The organism is Megasphaera coli, from assembly GCF_900095855.1.
GTDB classification, from domain to species: domain Bacteria; phylum Bacillota; class Negativicutes; order Veillonellales; family Megasphaeraceae; genus Megasphaera; species Megasphaera massiliensis_A.
The window spans coordinates 1061492-1078525 of the sequence record NZ_FMIY01000002.1 but is presented as its reverse complement, the minus strand read 5'-3'; the positions used below and the strand labels follow the sequence as shown (position 1 = coordinate 1078525).

Below are 17034 nucleotides of genomic sequence, written 5' to 3'. Positions count from 1 at the left end.
CCATACCTAATGATGTGCGAAAATTTTGCATGACGGTATAATGTAATCATAAAAAATTATGGTTGGTTAGAGGTTGATTATGGATATGAGGAAAAAATTTATTGTTGGTGCCGTTATCATTGCAGTTCTTGCGGTTGGAGGCAGTTATACGTACTATAGTCAGGTTTACGTGCCGCGTCATACAGTCTTGTCGGTATCCGGCAATGTGGATATTCGCGAGGTATCCCTCGCGTTCCGTGCCAGCGATCGCATTGATTCGATTTTCGTGAATGAAGGCGATACGGTGAAAGCCGGCCAAGTCCTTGCCAAGCTCGACAGTCATGAGCTCGTTCTCTCTATTGATAAATTAAAATCCCAAATTGCAGCTCAACAGGCAGCAGTAGATAAGCTTGTAAACGGGGCTCGTGCAGAAGATATTCGGGCAGCTCAAGATGCTGCGGATCAAGCCGGAGCCGCTTTGAACCTGGCGGAAAGTTCCTTTAGCCGTAAACGGGAACTGGCCCGGCAAGGTATGATTTCGGAATTGGAGTTCGATAAAGAGCAATCGAATTACGAGGCGGCGCAGGCCCAATTGGCGCAAGCCAAAGCGGAACTGGACAAACTTGTTAACGGTTCCCGCTCGGAAGATGTGGCACAAGCGGAAGCGACACTCCAATCCATAAAGGATGAGTTGGCGCGCCAAGAATATGTGTTGTCGCAATACGAACTCAAGGCACCAAGTGATGGTGTGATTCGGTCTCGTTTGCTTGAACCGGGTGATATGGCGTCCCCGCAAAAACCGGTATTCAAAGAATCCGTATTGACACGAAAGTGGATACGGGCGTATGTAAATGAAACGGAATTACCGAAGATTCACGAAGGTCAGGAAGCGCATGTAAAGCTTGACGGACTCAATAAAATCTTGATAGGCCAAGTAGGCTATATTTCGGGAACGGCGGAATTTACGCCGAAGACTGTACAAACCAATGAACTTAGGACAGCCCTTGTGTACGAAGTCCGTGTCTACGTAGATGATACGGATAATGTCCTTCGTATGGGTATGCCGGCTACGGTTATATTCGATCTGTAGATGCAGAGGAGGACCGTCATGAGTGGAGAACAATCGGTGATGCCCAAAATTTCGGTTGCCGCAACAGAAGCGATGGATGACACTGCCTTAGTGCGTGCTGCAAATCTCTACAAGGTGTTTACAGATAAAGCAGGAACGGAAACAATCGCCCTGGACCATTTGAACATAACTGTCAGGAAGGGAAAAATGACGGCGCTTATCGGTCCTGACGGAGCGGGCAAGACCACCTTCATGCGTCTTCTTTGCGGATTGATGACGCCGACCGGCGGGGATCTTGTCGCTTTCGGATTATCCGTTCCCGACCATCCGCAAGAGGTACAGGAGCAATTAGGTTATATGCCGCAGAAGTTCGGCCTCTATGAAGATTTATCGGTGAAGGAAAATATGGAGCTCTACGCGGATCTCCACGGTGTGCCCGGGAAGACTCGCCCGGGGCGCTTTCACCGCTTACTGGTTATGATGGGGCTTGACCAATTTACAGAGCGTTTAGCCGGCAACCTGTCGGGCGGGATGAAGCAAAAGCTGGGTCTTGCGTGCACCCTTGTGCGGTCGCCGAAGCTTTTAATTTTGGATGAGCCGAATGTCGGCGTTGACCCCTTGTCGCGCCGGGAATTGTGGGGCATATTGGAGCAGCTTATCGCCGATGAATCCTTATCGGTTCTTGTCAGTACGGCCTATATGGATGAAGCGGCAAGATGTGATTACGTGTATATGATGCATGGAGGGCATATTCTTGCCATGGATCATCCGAATGTGCTCGGCAAAATGGCTGCGGGACGTTGCTTTGAAGCGACGCCGCCGGCGACGATTCCCCTGCGGATGTTGCAAAGTCGCCTCCTCGACGATCCGCGTGTCATTGATGCTGTGCCTTCTCATGGGGTGGTGCGATTTATTACTCGTGAAGCAGGGGGTGTCGTGCCCTGGTTAGCCCCCTTAAACACTGATGTAAAGCCTGTAGACAGCTCTTTAGAGGATGCTTTTATGATGATTCTCTACAAAGCGGGACAGCCGGACGGAAATACACCGCAAACGGGAGAGGTTGAAGACGATTCATCTTACACGGGCATTACTCCGTCGGAGGTAAAGACCTTTAAAACCGATTTGGAAACAGGGCCTATCGATATTGCCGTAGATCATGTGGTAAAGAAGTTCGGAGATTTCGTGGCTGTTAATCGTACGACCTTCAATGTACACCAAGGAGAGGTGTTCGGCCTTCTGGGCCCTAACGGGGCCGGCAAGACGACGACCTTTAAAATGCTCTGCGGGCTCTTGCCGATTACCGACGGTTCCTTGTCCGTGGCCGGTGTTGATTTGCGGACAGCCCGTACGGAGGCGCGGGCGAATATCGGTTATGTGGCGCAAAAATTCTCATTGTACGGGACGTTTACAGTGTACGAAAATCTCAGATTCTTCGGCGGTGCTTACGGGTTGTTCGGGGACAAGCTTAAAAACCGTATTGAAGAATTGTTGGCAGAATTTCATTTAACGGAAAAAAGAAATGTAGCGGCTGATGAATTATCCATGGGATATAAACAGCGCCTGTCGATGGCTGCCGGACTCATTCATAAGCCGCAAATTTTATTTCTTGATGAACCTACCTCCGGTATCGATCCTCTGGCGCGGCGCGCGTTCTGGCAGCGAATTACGAGTCTTGCCCTGGAGGGGACGACCATTATTGTTACGACCCACTTTATGGAAGAAGCCGAGTATTGCGACCGCTTCATTATTCAGGATCGCGGCAACCTGCTCGTCCTCGGTAAGCCTGATGAAATACGGCAGCAGATGCACGCGGACCGTGCGGATATGAATGAAATTTTTATTCGTATTGTAGAAGAGGCGAGGAGGTGAGTACATGAATCGAACAAGCAACCGTTTAGGGGCGCTCCTCCGTAAGGAAGTATTCCAGCTGATTCGCGACAACAGTTCACTCCTCATGGGGATTGTACTCCCTCTCATGCTTATTTTAATCATCGGTTACGGCATGAGCCTTGACGTAAAGCATGTACCGGTGGCGGTTGTGTTGGAAGATAATTCGCCAACGGCGCGGCAAATGGTGAGTTTTACGGACGGTTCGGAATATTTTAATCCGACCTATGTGTATGATATGAAAATAGCAACCAAGATGCTGACTGCTCATGAAGCGGATGCGATCATTGTAGTGCCTGCCGATTTCACATCAAAGCTCTATCGTCAGGAAGCGCAAATCCAGCTTATTCTGAACGGCGGCGACGCAACGACGGCGCAAGTGACTGGCGCCTATGTGTCGACGGCGGTTCTTGCAAAGGCGGCGTCTATGGCGGCAAGCACCGAGGCGGGGAATCGGGGATACGGACAAATTACGGTAGACAGTCGCCTTTGGTTCAACGATGCAAATACGTCCACATGGTTCTTCGTACCCGGTATTTTGATGCTCGTCCTAACCATTACGGGGGTATTTCTGACGGCTATCGTCATGGCCCGCGAATGGGAGCGGGGCACCTTCGAATCCCTCTTTGTAACACCCGTCCGCGTATGGGAAATTGTCGTGGCGAAGATTTTACCTTACTTTGCAGTCGCCGTGGGAGGGCTGTGCCTATGCCTTGTTGCCGGACGCATGTTGTATGATTTGCCGATGCGAGGGTCTCTTATCCTCATCGTGGGAGTATCCATGCTCTATTTGATGGTGGCCCTGTGTATCGGCCTTGTCATTTCGGCCCTCACAAGGAATCAATTCGTTGCCTGTCAGGTGGCTGTTTATGTGAGCTTTTTGCCGTCGGTAATGCTCTCGGGATTCATTTTTGACTTTCATTCGGAGCCGATTGCCATCCAGGTGATCGGCGAACTGTTCCCTACTACCTACTATTTGCAACTCTTAAAATCACTTCTCCTCGTAGGTAATAATTGGGCGCTTATCATCAAAAACGGTCTGATCTTACTGGGCTATTTGGGACTGTTCTTCGGGCTCACATTCCGTCTGACGAGAAAGAAGGTGGAGTGATGCGCCGGCAGCAGTTGTTATTTATGATTCAAAAGGAATTTTTGAGTATCTTCAAAGATCCGCGGCTGCGCTTCATCATCGTGATGGGAGTTATTATCCAAGGGGCCCTCTTCGGCTATGCCGCCAACTATGATTTGCTTGAGGCGCCTTATGCGGTGGTGGATCAGTCACATGGCCAATCGTCACGTGAGGTCTTGTCTCATTTGGATGGGACCGGTTTTTTTGAAAGAAAGGCGACAGTCGGTAATGTAGAGGATGCGGGACGACTGGTAGAATCAGGTGAGGTTATTTTTGCCGTCGTCTTTCCGTCCGATTTCGAAGATCGTGTCCGGGGAGGTCGGGAAGCGGCCGTCCAGCTTCTTCTGGACGGCCGTAATCCTTCGATTGCAGGCCGTGCCGAAAGCTATGTGACGAATATCGTCATGACCTGTAATGCGGAGCATGGCATTAAGAGTCCGGCGGAACTTGTCACGCGGACGTGGTACAATCCGAACCAGATGTCGCGATGGAATTTCTTGCCGTCCCTCATCGCTATGATTTCATTCATCCAAATCCTGATGCTCTCAGGCATGTCCGTAGCGAAAGAACGGGAACAGGGGACCTTTGACCAGCTCCTGGTAACGCCGTTGACGCAATCGGAAATCTTAGCCGGCAAAGCGCTCGCGCCGATGTGCGTAGGGATTTTTCAAAGCACGTTGCTTTTCTTATTGGCACGGTATTGGTTTGACGTACCTTTTAACGGTTCTTTTTTTGCCCTTATGGCCGTTATTACCGTTTTTTCCTTGAGCGGAACCGGCTTCGGGCTCATTCTCTCGTCTATAGCCAAGAACATGCAGCAAGTTCTTGTGTACCTCCTCGTGTTTATGATGCCGTTGGTACTCCTTTCGGGGGTGGCGACACCGATTCATAATATGCCGGACTTTCTTCAATATATTACCTATATCGACCCGTTACGCTTCGCCGTTGATGCGGTGCGCCGTATTTACCTCGAAGGGGCTGCATTGGCAGATGTTTCCTTTGACTTCGTGCCGATGATTTGCATAGCCGCCGCCACAATGCCGGCGGCAGGATGGTTATTTAGAAATAAGGCGCAGTAACGGAGGGACTCTGTTCATTACGATTCGATTATTCTATGAACCGGAAGGTAAATTTTTTGTCGCCGCACAGGCAGTCCAAAAGATAGCAGTGTTCTTCCGGGATGGCGGCGATGGTGTTGGTTCGCGGTTCTGCCGGCATGGGAGCCGTTATGAGCTGGATTTCACCGGCGTAGCGGAGAAAATCCGCATTGTCTACAGTAATGTCGCCCCGTTGCCGTCGTGCCGGCAGTGTCGTCAGCGGTTTGATGAAAAGGCCTTTGGCATGGGTTCTGCTTTCTTTGGCGCGAATGATATGCTCCGCTTTGTCCGGGCGAGGCGTGTAGATACGGTTCAGAAGTTTACGTATTTTTTCCGATGTATCGCGGAGTATAACGGGAATGATGATGATATCCGCATCGGTCTGCGCGGCGGCGGAGAGGGCTTGCATATCTTTTGCGCATGGCCGTGAATCGCCTATAAAAATATGGTCTGCACCGAGAGCTTTGACGACAAAGGCGCTCTTTTCGATGGAAAGGGAACGCGTGTTTTCAATTGTCGGCAATCCTTCGTACAGCGGGCCGCGGCGATTGGTCACAGCAGCCACAAAGGCTCCGACGGAGAGACCATAGGCATGACACAATGCCGTTTGCGAAGCGAAAAAAGCCGGCATTAGGCCCGTTCCGGGACGAGGATAGAAATTGTGCAGCCCTTTGATGCGGGAAAAGTCGGCACCGCCTGCAGAGAGCTTTTGAAGGAAGGCTGCCGTCACGGTCGAGGCATTCAGGCAAACAGTTCCGGACAGGCTGCAGCGTACCGTTTCTTCCGCCGTAAAGCCGTCGTCCAGGCGCAGTGTAATATGGGAGCGGAACAGATCTTCCGCCGTCAGGTGCAGGCGAGAAAGGGCGGTCGGCGAAATATCGGCAATGACTTCCATTTTTTTTGCGGCGGCGTCGGCCAAGATATACCGTAAATCCCGTTTCAGTGCCCTTACGTCCGATTCGGGTATATGTAGGGAGCAAAAATAAGTCCCTATGTCGTGATCTGCGGCGAGATCCAAGGATTGCCGAATATCGGCGCTCTTATCGAGGCCGGGGTAGAGAGAAATGCCCTTATTCATGAAGCTGCCTCCTCCGGCGCCGGGTCCGTAAAACCGATGATGTATGTCGCTGCAAAGCCGATGCCGTAAGCTGCAGCAAGACCCGCTATATAGACTGGAATATTCGTCGTCGCCGCTGCCAGCGGCAGTCCCGAAATGCCGAGGGTGGCCGCACCGATACCGAAGGCGGCCTGTACGGCACCGCCGCAGGCACCGCCGAGACAGGCGCCGATGAAGGGCCTGCCTAAAGGCAATGTGACTCCGTAAATGAGGGGTTCACCGATGCCCATGATGCCGACCGGTAAGGCAGAGGCGATAGTTTTGCGCAGGCGTTTATTCTTCGTTTTTACGTAAACAGCCAGTGCCGCACCGACCTGTCCGGCACCGGCCATGGCCAGAATCGGCAGGAGAACGGTTACTCCGTAACGGGTGAGCAGGTCCGCGTGAATGGGCGTGAGTCCCTGATGAATGCCGAGGAGAACCAGAGGCAGAAAAGTTCCGCCCAAAATAAAGCCCGTGAGGGCACCGCCCTGTTTAACGGATGTCGTCGCTGCCGTGCCGACGGCGGCAGAAAGAAAGCCGCCTACAGGTTGGCAGATAACGATGGCGACGACTGCGGAAATGATCACGGTCAATAAGGGGGTCAAGAACAAGTCAAACATATCCGGAATGAAGCGGTGCAGCCGCTTTTCCAAGGCTGCCGCAAAAAAGCAGAGTAAAATAACGGCGATGATACCGCCTCGTCCGGGCGTCAAGGCCTCGTCAAAAAGCATAATCGACGACAAAGCGGGATGGCTCATAAAAGCTGCCAGTACACCGCCGATGACGGGCGTGCCGCCGAATTCTTCGGACGCGTTGATGCCGACAAAGAGGTTGAGGCCGTAAAAGGCTGCGTTGCCGGCGACGGCGGCCAACCGGAACCAGGCGGCAGTCGTGAGAGACGGATCGATTTTGCCGACTGTATTCAATATTCCCGTAATGAGGCCGCAGGCAATGAAGGCGGGAATAATGGGAACGAAGATGCGCGCAATCTTGCGCAGTCCTTCCTGCCAGGAACTGCTGTTCTTGCGGCGAATGGCGTCGTGCAGGGCCGTACCGTCACCGGCTCGGGCCGCCTCGGCAAGGTCCGACAATCCTCCTCCGGGCTTGTGTTCTTGCAGGATGGCTTTCAGCTCGGCCGTTACCTTGGCGGCCTTGCCCGGGCCGAGGACAATTTGCCACTCCGTGCCGGACAGGTTGACACCCTTGACACCGTCTATGGCAAGGAGATCCTCTTTAGTAAACTTGGCTTCTTTTACATTAAAGCGCAGGCGCGTCATACAGTTGTACGGGGCTGCGATATTTTCGGCCGGTCCGATGCAGTCGTATATTTCCTGTGCCGCTTCTCTATAGTTCATGGCGTGTATCCTCAATGGTCGGTCGTATATGTCCCTTGTTTTTAAGAAGCGCTTCTTCGGCAGCGTCTGCAGAAAGGTGGCGGAGCAGCATGACAATCGCCGTTTTTGCTTTGCCGCCGCATGCTGTAAGGGCCGCCTCCGCTTCGGCTCTGTCACAGGCCGTGGCGGATATGACAATACGCACAGCCCGCTCCGCAAGTTTTTCATTCGTTGCCTTTACGTCAACCATGAGATTGCCGTAGACCTTGCCGAGGCGGATCATGACGCCTGTCGAAATCATATTCAATATCATTTTTTCCGCAGTCCCGGCTTTCATGCGCGTCGAGCCGGTTACGACCTCCGGCCCCGTCAGGGCGCACAAATCCCGGTCGGCGACGGCGGCGAGCTTTGAGCCGGGCGAGGATGTGACGGAGACCGTGTAAGCACCGCGCTCTTTCGCACAGGCCAGGGCCCCGATCACGTAGGGCGTACGTCCTGAGGCGCTGAGGCCGATGACCGTGTCGGTTGCCGTCAAGGAGAGTGTCCGTATATCGGCCGCCCCCTGCTGCGGCTTGTCTTCTTCTCCTTCAACTGCGCGAAACATGGCCTCTTTGCCGCCTGCTAAGAGGGCCTGTACGAGTTCGGGCGGCGTATTATATGTCGGAGGGCATTCGGCCGCGTCGAGGACGCCGAGGCGCCCGGACGTACCGGCTCCTACGTATATGAGTCTGCCGCCGGCGCGTATACGCACAGCTGTTTTGTCAATGACGGCCGCCACAGCGGGCAGGATTTTCTCTACTGCCGCCGCAACGGCCTTGTCGGCGTCGTTTATGATGCGGACGAGGTCTTCCGTTGTGACCGTATCGATGCGGCGGCTCGCCTCGCTGCGTTCTTCCGTTGCGATTTTGTCCAAATCGATTATCATACGCATTTCCCCTTGTTGTAATATACGCCTATTATAGCACGGAAAAGGGAATGGAAAATTGCCTTGCCGCTTTATACATGGTATGATGATATACGTAGTTATAATCTGCATGCGCCCATAGCTCAGGTGGATAGAGCAGCAGTTTCCTAAACTGCGTGCCGGAGGTTCGAATCCTCTTGGGCGCACCAGTGCAAAGCCAGTCACAGCAAGAATTTTCGAATCTCTGCTGTGGCTTTTTTGCGAAATATAAGTATATATACGAGTAGCGGTAACCGTGAGAGGAGCTGTTCAGGATGGATTTCATCACCACTAAAGGTAAGGGGTTTCTATTATGTCTGCTGTTGGCAATTCCGTGTTTTTTACTGGGAAAAGTCTTTCCCATGGTGGGAGGACCTATTTTTGCTATCATTATAGGTATGATTACGGCTTGTTTTTATCAAGAACGACAAAATACGGCCGCAGGTATCGGCTTTGTCTCTAAGAAAGTACTCCAATATGCCGTTGTTTTTTTAGGCTTCGGACTCAATATTTCAGATATTCTGCGTGTCGGTGCCGCCTCGCTGCCCGTTATTATCAGCACGATCACGACGTCACTACTTACTGCATACATAGTCTACAAACTGTTTCATGTTAATGGCGAGGCGGCAGTGCTGGTCGGAGTCGGTTCTTCCATTTGCGGAGGCTCCGCGATTGCAGCTACGGTTCCTGTTATTAAGGCCAAAGATGAAGCGGTTGCTCAAGCGGTTTCCGTAGTTTTTTTCTTCAATGTCGTAGCCGCTTTTCTGTTTCCGTCTTTAGGTGATTGGCTGGGGTTAACCAATACGGGATTCGGGTTGTTTGCAGGGACCGCCGTTAACGATACGTCTTCAGTGACCGCTACAGCTGCCGTTTGGGATGAAATGCATACGGGTTCTCATGCTTTGGAATATGCGACCATTGTTAAACTTACGCGAACGTTGGCAATTATTCCGATCACCTTATGTCTCGGACTATACGAGACACATAAGGCTCATAAGGCGCAGACCGGTGAGGCGGTGCCTTTAAACATCAATAAGATTTTGCCGCAATTCATTTTATTTTTTATTGTCGCCTCTTTAATTACAACGGTTGTTGCCTATCTTGGCGTTGCGCAGAGTGTATTCAGCCCGTTGAAAGAGCTATCCAAGTTTATGATTGTCATGGCTATGATGGCAATCGGGTTGAATACGAATATTGTAAAATTATTGAAAGAGAGCAGTAAAATATTAATCTTGGGATGTTGTTGCTGGGTTGCGATTTCTATCGTTTCTTTATATATACAACGTCTTATGGGACTCTGGTAATATAGACGGAAAGCGTATTAATAAGAAGCAGATAAGGATGAAGAATTGGAAAGAGAGAATGACAATATGAAGAGAGTGTAAAAGCTTGAGCCTACTGGCGGGTTGCGTTCCAAAAATGTGGAAAAGTTTAATTTTTGTCAGGAGTAAGACCTGTTATCTAACAGATTCGACTAGATTTTCATGCGATGCTGTTCCGGTGTAAATAAATATGTTACTATCAAGCTCGTTGGGTCCATGTCCAGAATACTACATTAGAGGAGGCAGTTTACAATGGAAAGAACATTACTTTCAGAGCACAAAAGAAGAATACTTTGCGCCGAAGGAATCTTTACAGTTTTCCGTTAACCGCCTTGGTGAAAGCATCTCCATTGTAGCAAAAGAATTTCCGGGAAATCACCGTGCTATCTTATATTTTCACGACAATAAGTGCCTGACCGACGGCAGTGAACTCATTGATAATTTAGAGGCGCACTATCCCGTAAAATATAGAACCTGAAAGACCGTTCCGCTGCTTTCTTAAGCAATAAGGCGGATAAGTATTTTTGTTAGTCGGCCGGTTGCAACACCGGCAGCACATAGGATGATATACGTATGAACGAAAAAAAAGCACCGAGAGCAGCGGAAGCGAAGCGGGCGGAACAGTGGTTTAAAAATATACCGGGAGCGGAAGCGATTCCGCCGGAAGCTTGAGTATCCATTTGCAACGCAATTGCCAAAAAATTATTGCTGGTCTATGCAGGTATTATTTTCGTTATATTTGCGGCAGTATTTCTTTTTTGCATATTTGATGATAATTTTCTTATTGCCGTCGGTCAAATGACGCCGTCCTCCAAAGAGCATTACCATGGGCGGGTTGGCCGTCTGATAAATCTCATCGAGATTTTGCCGGTACTTGCTCCGTTTATAATAGCCCTTGTCATAATAGGATTCGGTATTATGAGAGTACGGAAGTCGATGCTTGTAAAGGCCGTACAGAACTACAATGCCGAAACAGTATTGCATAAAGAACGCTAGCAGAAAAATGGTAATATACTAGCGGTAAACTATGTGCCGAAATGTTTCCGGGCAATTCACTGAAAATACAGCCGCAGCAGGCATATACGCTTTGCTGTGGCGTTTTCGTTTACCGGGAAGGGAATGTTCAGGCCCGATTTCAGGCGGGAGATATTATGAATAATGTGTTTGAAAAGATGCGGCGTAACCGGATTGGGACCGTCATAGGAAGTATTTTGCTTGTTGCGGTTTTGTTTTTCGGCTGTGCGTATCGGGAAATTTCTCGGGATAGGGATGCAATTATTTGCGCATTGGATAATGAGTTCGGGCCTGATACGTATATTCTTGTGCCGGAGAATTATTTTTTTCCTTTTAATATTCAATATGTCGTTACCTTACATGCGTATCCGGAGGTGCCTTTTACTATATGGAGAGGCTATTCCGGAGGGAGGACGGCGCCGCCCTTTTTACCGTGGCTTATCGGTGAGGAAGAGCATATATACTATGACTACCGCCGTCCTATCGGAGAATTGGCTGTTGCCGACTATTGTGCGACGTATCAAATTCCGAATCCCGTCGTTCACGGTCTAAGAGGCGGAGATGTGGAGGAGCATCATCTTAATGCCTGGAATAACGGTATATTTGAGTTTCAGGTCAATGCATCCTCCGTTGCCGAAGTGGAACCGTATTACAGGGAAGCTGCAGGCTTCGCCCGTTTTCTGGAAGCGAAATACCCGGTTCTGGTAAACGGCCGTGGCTCTACGATAGACGTTACTGTCATCGGCCTGCACTTAAAGGGGTATTCCCCCAATGCTGACGGTCGCTGGCCGTGGCATACGGACTTTACCGTATATGAAAGCCGTAATGGAATCGGTGTTATTGAATCTTGGGAAACGGTTAGAGCCGAACTTTTAATGAAAGTAGCGGGAGAATAAATGCCGATGACATTGCTGACGGGTATGGGAGACGCAGCTCATTCATTTGCTGAGGGCAAAACTCAATGTTCATTCAAGGAACGCATCACCCATTGGTAATGCTCGGTCTATATAAAATTATGTGCTGCCCGTCCGGGATTATAGGAATTTTTTATTTATGCTGATTTTTATACCGGATTAGTGTATTATAAATAAAGGTGTGTTCCGCATCATATAACAAAGAAAGCAGGTGGAGGAGATGGCGATTACGGGACTCTTGATAGGAATCCTGGTCGGCATTGTATTACAGCGAGGGCAGTTCTGCATTTCCGGACAGCTGCGGAATATAGCGCACTGCCGCTCATGGGCGTCGCTGGCGCCTATCGGCACATCCTGCAAGAGCTAAATTACCTAAGAGTACTTGACGATCGGAGAGAGGACGGAACCGGATATGAGTATAACAAGTGTACGAATGGCCGAGCACGAAGCGGTGCTCAAGGCGACAAAAGCCTTGGAAAGCCGCATAGAAGCGGCCGGATTCCTCGCCCGTGAGGCTCTGGAGTCAGGCCACAAGCTCCTTATTTGCGGCAATGGCGGCAGTGCTGCCGACTCGCAGCATATGGCAGCGGAAATCATCGGTCGTTTCAAAAAAGAACGTCCCTCTTTGCCGGCCCTGGCGCTGACCGTGGATACGTCCGTCTTAACAGCCGTAGGTAACGATTACGGCTTTGATACGATCTTCAGCCGCCAGGTAGAGGGATTGGGACAAGCCGGAGATGTGCTCATCGGCATTTCTACGTCCGGCAACAGCGGCAACGTCGTAAGGGCCGTGGAGACGGCCAAGCAGAAAGGCCTGCGCATTATTTCCATGACCGGTGCAGGCGGCGGTAAGCTGGCGGCACTGAGCGATGTGTCCCTGGACGTGCCGTCAAATGTGACGGCGCGTATTCAGGAAATGCATATTCTCATGATTCATATTATGTGCGAAATCATGGAAGAAAAGATGTAGAGCAGACGAAACAGGCTGTACGCTTCGGATTATTCCGAGCGGTACAGCCTGTTTCGTTTGTTCTTTTGCCATGGTGCCGAGTTTGGACGGTATAAAGATAGATACTTAATTGCCTTTTTAGTGACGGAAGACGTTTCGGCTGCCGGCAGCTTGAATCAAGGCGATCGAGAAAAGGATCAGTGTGCCGCCGATGATTTGAGGGAACGAAAAACGCTCATCCAGTATGACAAAGCCTAAAATAGCGGCGAAGAGCGGATTAACGGCCGTGAAGAGTCCCGCCTTCTCCGAGGTCGTGTAGCGCTGCGCTACGGGTTGGAGCGTAAACCCCAGGATGGTACAGATAAAGGTAAGCGCCAAGATGACTTCCCATTCGACGGGCTTTGTTGGAATAAAAGGTATTTCAAAAAGAAACGTGCCGGCCGTACTGTACAGTGTAAGAAAGAAAAATTGTGTAATTCCCAAAGAGAGCGGATCGAAACGCCGCGCTTCTTTAGTTGTCTTGATAATCCAAAAAGCATAGCAAACGGAGCCGCAAAGGCAAATAAGTTCACCCGAAGACAGGTGAAATTCCGTTGTGTTCAGTGTGAGCAGCCCGATGCCGCAGACGATAACGAGCGTACAGATTGAAGTCGATTTATTCGGCAATGCCCGGTTTTTAACGGCTAAAATGAGCGGTACCCAAGCGACGGCCGTATTTTCCAGGAATGATGCCATAGAAGAATCGATTGTCGTCAGACTGATGAGTTCACAGGCCATACAGGCAAACAGAATAGCGCCCAGGTTGGCTGCGCTGCGCAGCAGCGGTTTCGTAACAGTGCGGTGCAGGTGGTTGTAAAAGATAAGACCGAGAATAAGAAACGATAGGAAAAAGCGGATGGCGAGAATTTCTAAAGGCGGTAAGGTGGCCAAGCCGATTTTCGAGAATAAGTATGATGTACTTCTCAGTATAATAACTGCTATGAGGAGTATTTCGGCATTTCGTTTATTCATTCTTCATCCTGACGGTGCTAGAATCCCAAGATTTCTCCGACAATAATGACTTTGATACGGCCTGCAGGCTTACAAATGCGCGTGCGCAGGATTTGGGCACAGATTGAGTCGGTGCCCTTGCAATGACCGCACATGCCGGTAGCGTAACAGGGCGTTTTTAATCCCGGAAAGCGTTGAGCGTTTATGGGCGCCGCCGTTGAGCGGGCGCGAGATATAGCTGTTTCTACGGTGGGCTCCAGTTTATTTATGCCTGCAATGACGATGACCTGTTTCGGACCGTACGTGAGGGCCGCCAGGCGATTGCCGTTGCCGTCGATGTTGATAAGCTGCCCGTCTTCTACGGCCGCATTCGTGCCCATAATAAAGGTGTCGCAGAGGAGCGCGCGGCGCATAATGTCCGCCCGTTCTGCCGGCGTTTCGGCCGTATCCCTGTCGATGACCTTATTATGTTCCAAGACGTACGGCCGCAAGCCGATTTCATCAATGGAAACAGAACCGCCCCAAGAGACGACGTGGTCTTTCGGAATGAAGGAAACGGCCTTTTCCAGGGCGGCTTCCTTTGTGGGACAGTATACGGCCTCAAAGCCGCGGCTGTTAAAGTTTTTTGCCACAAGCGGGCCTTTTATATCGTACATTTTGTGGCGTACATCCGATCTGTCGTTCATATCTTATTCCTCCCCGTAAATAAGCTCTCTAAAGGCCTTGTCACGGCGGACGGAATCGAAGTGGGTCTGTGTCCGGGCAGCATTACGGACATTTTCTCCGTCCAATTCTACGGCCCGGCGCAGCCAGGTGACAGTGTTGGCGGCATCGCCGCGGTCGCCGTAGATCGTGGCGATGCCGTAATAGCTCCACGTATTGGACGGGTCCGCGTCGATAACCTTTTGGAAATAAGTGACGGCTTCATCACTGCGGCCGTCAATTTTATAGGCCAGGGCCAGGTTATAGCATGATGCCGGATCGTCCGGCGCGTGTTGCAGGGCCTTTTCGATGCAGGTGATGCCGTCGGCCACGTCTTTTTTTACGCCGTTCCCGTTGCCGCGCATGGCAAGGGCTACGCCTTTACCCGAGAGGGCCGCGTAGTTTTCGCCGTCTTTTTCAAGGGCTTGGGTATAGAGCTCAATCGCCCTGTCATAGTCGAACTGCTCGTATGCTTTCCGGGCTTTTGCGGTAATGCGGACGGACTCGGCATCGAGCGAACGGGATTGCTGCGCCTGTGACTGTCCTGCCGGTGCGGTTTCTCCGGAGCAGGCCGTCAGTGTAAGCAGGCATAAACAGGCAGTAAACGTGGCGAACAACATTTTTCTCATAAATAATCTCCTTTTTTCTCCTGCTTTCATTATAGCACAGGAGTTGCCGCCATATGGCCGTAAATATGCTATAATAAGGCCGTACATATACAAGAGGAAAGAAGGGCAATCATGCCTGAAAGCGCAGCATTTCGCATAGCCTATATATTTTTTGACATCATTTTGCCCCTTATTGTCGGCTACATGTTAAAGCGGTACAACCGCTTGTCGTCGGAGACGTGCAACAAAATTATTCGCTTCAATATTGTCGTCGTCATGACCGTCCTGGCCGTGCTCAGCTTTTGGATATTACCGCTCAGGCAGGAGCTCATAGCTTTGCCCTTTTTTGCTTATCTCAACGTCATTATACCGTGGGGACTGGCCAAAGTTTTTAAGCTGGATAAGCGTTTTGTTACGTCAAACGAACGGGGCAGTTATCTCATTACGGTCATTCCGTCCAACGTCGGCTCCCTCGCCGGGTTGTGCGGCTTCATTATGTACGGCGAAATTTCATACGCCTATATTCAACTCATGGCTGTCTTTCAAAATCTCGTCCTCTTCCTCGTTCTCTTTCCCATGGGCAGTTACTATAAATACACCGGCGACAGTCACGGCATAAAGGGAATATTCGGCATCAACTGGAAGGATGTCTTCATCAACAAAAATCAGCTTTCCGTTGTCGGTATGTTTGTCGGTATGGGGCTTTATCTTTTCGATGTACCGCGGCCGGCCGTCATGGGCAATGCTTTTGATTTTCTCATTCACTTCAGTGCCTGGGCAAACTTGCTGCCCATCGGTTATCTCATCGATTTACGTACGCTTTCGACGTATTTTAAGAAAACCGTCGAGCTCATTCCTTTAAAGATTATCATTACGCCGCTCATTTTGTACGGCCTGAGCCTCTTCTTCTTTGAAGATACGCTGCTCCTGGGCACGCTGATCATTGCCATGGCGGCGCCGTGCGCCATTAATGCCCTTATTGCGGTGCGCCTTTATGAGCTGAATATCAACCTTTCCATGGCAGCCTTCATCAGTACGAATCTCTTTTATATTTTTGTTTTTTATCCGCTTTTTTATTTGCTCGTCGTCTTCGACGCGCTGCCTTTTAAATAGATGTTGAATATACGAGGAGGAACTGTTATGAAGTTATATGTCAGTCACTTATGCCCCGAATGCCCGCCCGTTTTGGAACTCGTTAAAGAAAACGGCCTGGACATGACGGTTGTTAACATTACGGGCTCCATGCCGGAACTCAAAGAATTTTTAAAACTCCGCGATACGCGTCCGGAATTTGCGGAACGGCGGGCTAAGGGCTATGTAGGAGTTCCCGGTCTTCTTACGGACGACGACAAAATTCTCTTTGATGAAGACTTGCGGGCGTATTTAAAAACGATACAGACGTAAAAATACCGCTTCCTCGTGGAGTCGGTGTTTTATATTTGTGTATAGTCGCAGTGCTTACATTTTTCCAGGCTCGTATCTTCTGTTTTTCTGTAAAAAAGTCCCGCCCATTTGCAGATATTCCGCAATAGGGGAACGACCGACCGGCCTTTGGGTGTCAACGAGTATTCGACGTGCGGCGGAATTTCGTCAAAAGACTTGCGCATAATCAGTCCGTCGGCGATCAATTCTTTTAAGGTTGCCGCCAAGACGGCGTCCGTAATGTTGCATAATGTCTGGCGAAGTCTGCCGTAGCGCAGCGATTTTTCGTCAGCCAGAACGCAGATAATCCGTGATTTCCATTTGCCGCCGAAGACCTTTAAACCGTATTCCAAAGGACAGCGAATATCTTCTTTCAATTTTTTTTGATACATGAAGTCTTTCCTGCATCGCAATATAATAAGTAATGCTATTATACGCCATTATGCCGAAAAGGTAAGCAACTAATAAATTTATTAGCAGCTCATCAATTTATTAATATCTTCAAAAGAATGAGTTTGTTTCTTATAATAAAATTGTCCTTAAGGAAAAGCGGAAAATAAATTCCCGTTTATTATA

Annotated in this window: 18 protein-coding genes and 1 tRNA gene; 11 read left to right on the top strand and 8 right to left on the bottom strand. The window is 50.0% G+C overall.

Going from position 1 to position 17034, the window contains the following annotated elements; genetic code table 11:
* The first annotated feature begins 79 nt into the window (after positions 1–79).
* From BQ2674_RS05615 to BQ2674_RS05600, 4 genes are read left to right on the top strand one after another with little or no spacing between them, the layout of a single operon-like run.
* Positions 80–1069 carry an efflux RND transporter periplasmic adaptor subunit gene (locus tag BQ2674_RS05615; RefSeq protein ID WP_075572841.1) on the top strand — a complete coding sequence of 330 codons (990 nt, stop codon included), beginning with the start codon at positions 80–82 and terminating at the stop codon, positions 1067–1069.
* An 18-nt stretch (positions 1070–1087) separates the two neighbouring features.
* Positions 1088–2917 carry an ATP-binding cassette domain-containing protein gene (locus BQ2674_RS05610; protein ID WP_235828825.1) on the top strand — a complete coding sequence of 610 codons (1830 nt, stop codon included), beginning with the start codon at positions 1088–1090 and terminating at the stop codon, positions 2915–2917.
* Between the two features lie 4 nt (positions 2918–2921).
* On the top strand, positions 2922–4046 hold the full coding sequence (locus tag BQ2674_RS05605) for an ABC transporter permease (protein WP_075572840.1): 1125 nt from the start codon (positions 2922–2924) through the stop codon (positions 4044–4046).
* 23 nt (positions 4047–4069) lie between these two features.
* Complete coding sequence (locus BQ2674_RS05600; RefSeq protein WP_205407614.1) at positions 4070–5143, top strand: ABC transporter permease; 1074 nt, start codon at positions 4070–4072, stop codon at positions 5141–5143.
* Between the two features lie 28 nt (positions 5144–5171).
* Here the strand turns inward: BQ2674_RS05600 and BQ2674_RS05595 are convergent, their stop codons facing one another.
* Genes BQ2674_RS05595 through murQ form a run of 3 tightly spaced genes read right to left on the bottom strand, consistent with a single transcriptional unit; the run spans position 5172 to position 8519 of the window.
* A complete protein-coding gene (locus BQ2674_RS05595; protein WP_075572838.1) occupies positions 5172–6239 on the bottom strand; it encodes a MupG family TIM beta-alpha barrel fold protein in 1068 nt (355 codons plus the stop codon).
* Positions 6236–7615 carry a PTS transporter subunit EIIC gene (locus tag BQ2674_RS05590; RefSeq protein WP_075572837.1) on the bottom strand — a complete coding sequence of 460 codons (1380 nt, stop codon included), beginning with the start codon at positions 7613–7615 and terminating at the stop codon, positions 6236–6238. Before BQ2674_RS05590 ends, BQ2674_RS05595 begins: the two co-directional genes overlap by 4 nt.
* Positions 7605–8519: an N-acetylmuramic acid 6-phosphate etherase gene (gene murQ / locus BQ2674_RS05585; RefSeq protein WP_075572836.1), complete on the bottom strand. Its 915-nt coding sequence runs from the start codon at positions 8517–8519 to the stop codon at positions 7605–7607. The genes BQ2674_RS05590 and murQ overlap by 11 nt, the downstream gene beginning before the upstream one ends.
* 111 nt (positions 8520–8630) lie before the next feature.
* Here murQ and BQ2674_RS05580 point away from each other — a divergent pair.
* Together BQ2674_RS05580 and BQ2674_RS05575 are read left to right on the top strand one after the other, a co-directional pair.
* Positions 8631–8707: transfer RNA gene (locus BQ2674_RS05580), tRNA-Arg, on the top strand.
* A 105-nt stretch (positions 8708–8812) separates the two neighbouring features.
* Positions 8813–9841, top strand: a complete 1029-nt coding sequence (locus BQ2674_RS05575; protein WP_075572835.1) for a YeiH family protein — start codon at positions 8813–8815, stop codon at positions 9839–9841.
* 720 nt (positions 9842–10561) lie between these two features.
* Here BQ2674_RS05575 and BQ2674_RS05570 read toward each other — a convergent pair.
* Positions 10562–10843, bottom strand: coding sequence for a hypothetical protein (locus BQ2674_RS05570; protein ID WP_075572834.1), 282 nt, complete (start codon positions 10841–10843; stop codon positions 10562–10564).
* Between the two features lie 167 nt (positions 10844–11010).
* Here BQ2674_RS05570 and BQ2674_RS05565 point away from each other — a divergent pair, with 167 nt between their 5' ends.
* The 3 genes from BQ2674_RS05565 (at position 11011) to gmhA (ending at position 12757) form a co-directional block, all read left to right on the top strand.
* The gene (locus BQ2674_RS05565; protein WP_143696401.1) at positions 11011–11769 is read left to right on the top strand and encodes a hypothetical protein; all 759 of its coding nucleotides are present in this window, start codon (positions 11011–11013) and stop codon (positions 11767–11769) included.
* 238 nt (positions 11770–12007) lie between these two features.
* Positions 12008–12154 carry a hypothetical protein gene (locus tag BQ2674_RS08415; protein ID WP_159427202.1) on the top strand — a complete coding sequence of 49 codons (147 nt, stop codon included), beginning with the start codon at positions 12008–12010 and terminating at the stop codon, positions 12152–12154.
* 45 nt (positions 12155–12199) lie between these two features.
* Entirely contained in the window at positions 12200–12757 is a 558-nt protein-coding gene (gmhA, locus tag BQ2674_RS05560; RefSeq protein WP_075572832.1) for a D-sedoheptulose 7-phosphate isomerase, read from the top strand.
* A gap of 117 nt (positions 12758–12874) precedes the next feature.
* On the opposite strand, the gene BQ2674_RS05555 is transcribed toward gmhA, so the two are convergent.
* Genes BQ2674_RS05555 through BQ2674_RS05545 form a run of 3 tightly spaced genes read right to left on the bottom strand, consistent with a single transcriptional unit; the run spans position 12875 to position 15057 of the window.
* Positions 12875–13747 (bottom strand): DMT family transporter, encoded by an 873-nt coding sequence (locus tag BQ2674_RS05555; RefSeq protein WP_075572831.1) that lies wholly within the window; start codon positions 13745–13747, stop codon positions 12875–12877.
* 17 nt (positions 13748–13764) lie between these two features.
* On the bottom strand, positions 13765–14412 hold the full coding sequence (locus BQ2674_RS05550; protein WP_075572830.1) for a lactate utilization protein: 648 nt from the start codon (positions 14410–14412) through the stop codon (positions 13765–13767).
* Positions 14413–14415: 3 nt separating this feature from the next.
* Complete coding sequence (locus BQ2674_RS05545) at positions 14416–15057, bottom strand: tetratricopeptide repeat protein (RefSeq protein ID WP_075572829.1); 642 nt, start codon at positions 15055–15057, stop codon at positions 14416–14418.
* A 111-nt stretch (positions 15058–15168) separates the two neighbouring features.
* Here BQ2674_RS05545 and BQ2674_RS05540 point away from each other — a divergent pair, with 111 nt between their 5' ends.
* Together BQ2674_RS05540 and BQ2674_RS05535 are read left to right on the top strand one after the other, a co-directional pair.
* The gene (locus BQ2674_RS05540; RefSeq protein WP_075572828.1) at positions 15169–16149 is read left to right on the top strand and encodes an AEC family transporter; all 981 of its coding nucleotides are present in this window, start codon (positions 15169–15171) and stop codon (positions 16147–16149) included.
* Between the two features lie 27 nt (positions 16150–16176).
* Complete coding sequence (locus BQ2674_RS05535) at positions 16177–16440, top strand: hypothetical protein (protein ID WP_075572827.1); 264 nt, start codon at positions 16177–16179, stop codon at positions 16438–16440.
* Between the two features lie 29 nt (positions 16441–16469).
* On the opposite strand, the gene BQ2674_RS05530 is transcribed toward BQ2674_RS05535, so the two are convergent.
* Positions 16470–16850: a winged helix-turn-helix transcriptional regulator gene (locus tag BQ2674_RS05530; RefSeq protein WP_075572826.1), complete on the bottom strand. Its 381-nt coding sequence runs from the start codon at positions 16848–16850 to the stop codon at positions 16470–16472.
* Positions 16851–17034 lie beyond the last annotated feature (184 nt).

What these genes read in the sequence shown, in the direction of transcription:
- BQ2674_RS05615 (WP_075572841.1), top strand. Translation starts at nt 80, where the DNA reads ATGGATATGAGGAAAAAATTTATTGTTGGTGCCGTTATCATTGCAGTT.
- BQ2674_RS05610 (WP_235828825.1), top strand. Translation starts at nt 1,088, where the DNA reads ATGAGTGGAGAACAATCGGTGATGCCCAAAATTTCGGTTGCCGCAACA.
- BQ2674_RS05605 (WP_075572840.1), top strand. Translation starts at nt 2,922, where the DNA reads ATGAATCGAACAAGCAACCGTTTAGGGGCGCTCCTCCGTAAGGAAGTA.
- BQ2674_RS05600 (WP_205407614.1), top strand. Translation starts at nt 4,070, where the DNA reads ATGATTCAAAAGGAATTTTTGAGTATCTTCAAAGATCCGCGGCTGCGC.
- BQ2674_RS05595 (WP_075572838.1), bottom strand. Translation starts at nt 6,239, where the DNA reads ATGAATAAGGGCATTTCTCTCTACCCCGGCCTCGATAAGAGCGCCGAT.
- BQ2674_RS05590 (WP_075572837.1), bottom strand. Translation starts at nt 7,615, where the DNA reads ATGAACTATAGAGAAGCGGCACAGGAAATATACGACTGCATCGGACCG.
- murQ (WP_075572836.1), bottom strand. Translation starts at nt 8,519, where the DNA reads ATGATAATCGATTTGGACAAAATCGCAACGGAAGAACGCAGCGAGGCG.
- BQ2674_RS05575 (WP_075572835.1), top strand. Translation starts at nt 8,813, where the DNA reads ATGGATTTCATCACCACTAAAGGTAAGGGGTTTCTATTATGTCTGCTG.
- BQ2674_RS05570 (WP_075572834.1), bottom strand. Translation starts at nt 10,843, where the DNA reads ATGCAATACTGTTTCGGCATTGTAGTTCTGTACGGCCTTTACAAGCAT.
- BQ2674_RS05565 (WP_143696401.1), top strand. Translation starts at nt 11,011, where the DNA reads ATGAATAATGTGTTTGAAAAGATGCGGCGTAACCGGATTGGGACCGTC.
- BQ2674_RS08415 (WP_159427202.1), top strand. Translation starts at nt 12,008, where the DNA reads ATGGCGATTACGGGACTCTTGATAGGAATCCTGGTCGGCATTGTATTA.
- gmhA (WP_075572832.1), top strand. Translation starts at nt 12,200, where the DNA reads ATGAGTATAACAAGTGTACGAATGGCCGAGCACGAAGCGGTGCTCAAG.
- BQ2674_RS05555 (WP_075572831.1), bottom strand. Translation starts at nt 13,747, where the DNA reads ATGAATAAACGAAATGCCGAAATACTCCTCATAGCAGTTATTATACTG.
- BQ2674_RS05550 (WP_075572830.1), bottom strand. Translation starts at nt 14,412, where the DNA reads ATGAACGACAGATCGGATGTACGCCACAAAATGTACGATATAAAAGGC.
- BQ2674_RS05545 (WP_075572829.1), bottom strand. Translation starts at nt 15,057, where the DNA reads ATGAGAAAAATGTTGTTCGCCACGTTTACTGCCTGTTTATGCCTGCTT.
- BQ2674_RS05540 (WP_075572828.1), top strand. Translation starts at nt 15,169, where the DNA reads ATGCCTGAAAGCGCAGCATTTCGCATAGCCTATATATTTTTTGACATC.
- BQ2674_RS05535 (WP_075572827.1), top strand. Translation starts at nt 16,177, where the DNA reads ATGAAGTTATATGTCAGTCACTTATGCCCCGAATGCCCGCCCGTTTTG.
- BQ2674_RS05530 (WP_075572826.1), bottom strand. Translation starts at nt 16,850, where the DNA reads ATGTATCAAAAAAAATTGAAAGAAGATATTCGCTGTCCTTTGGAATAC.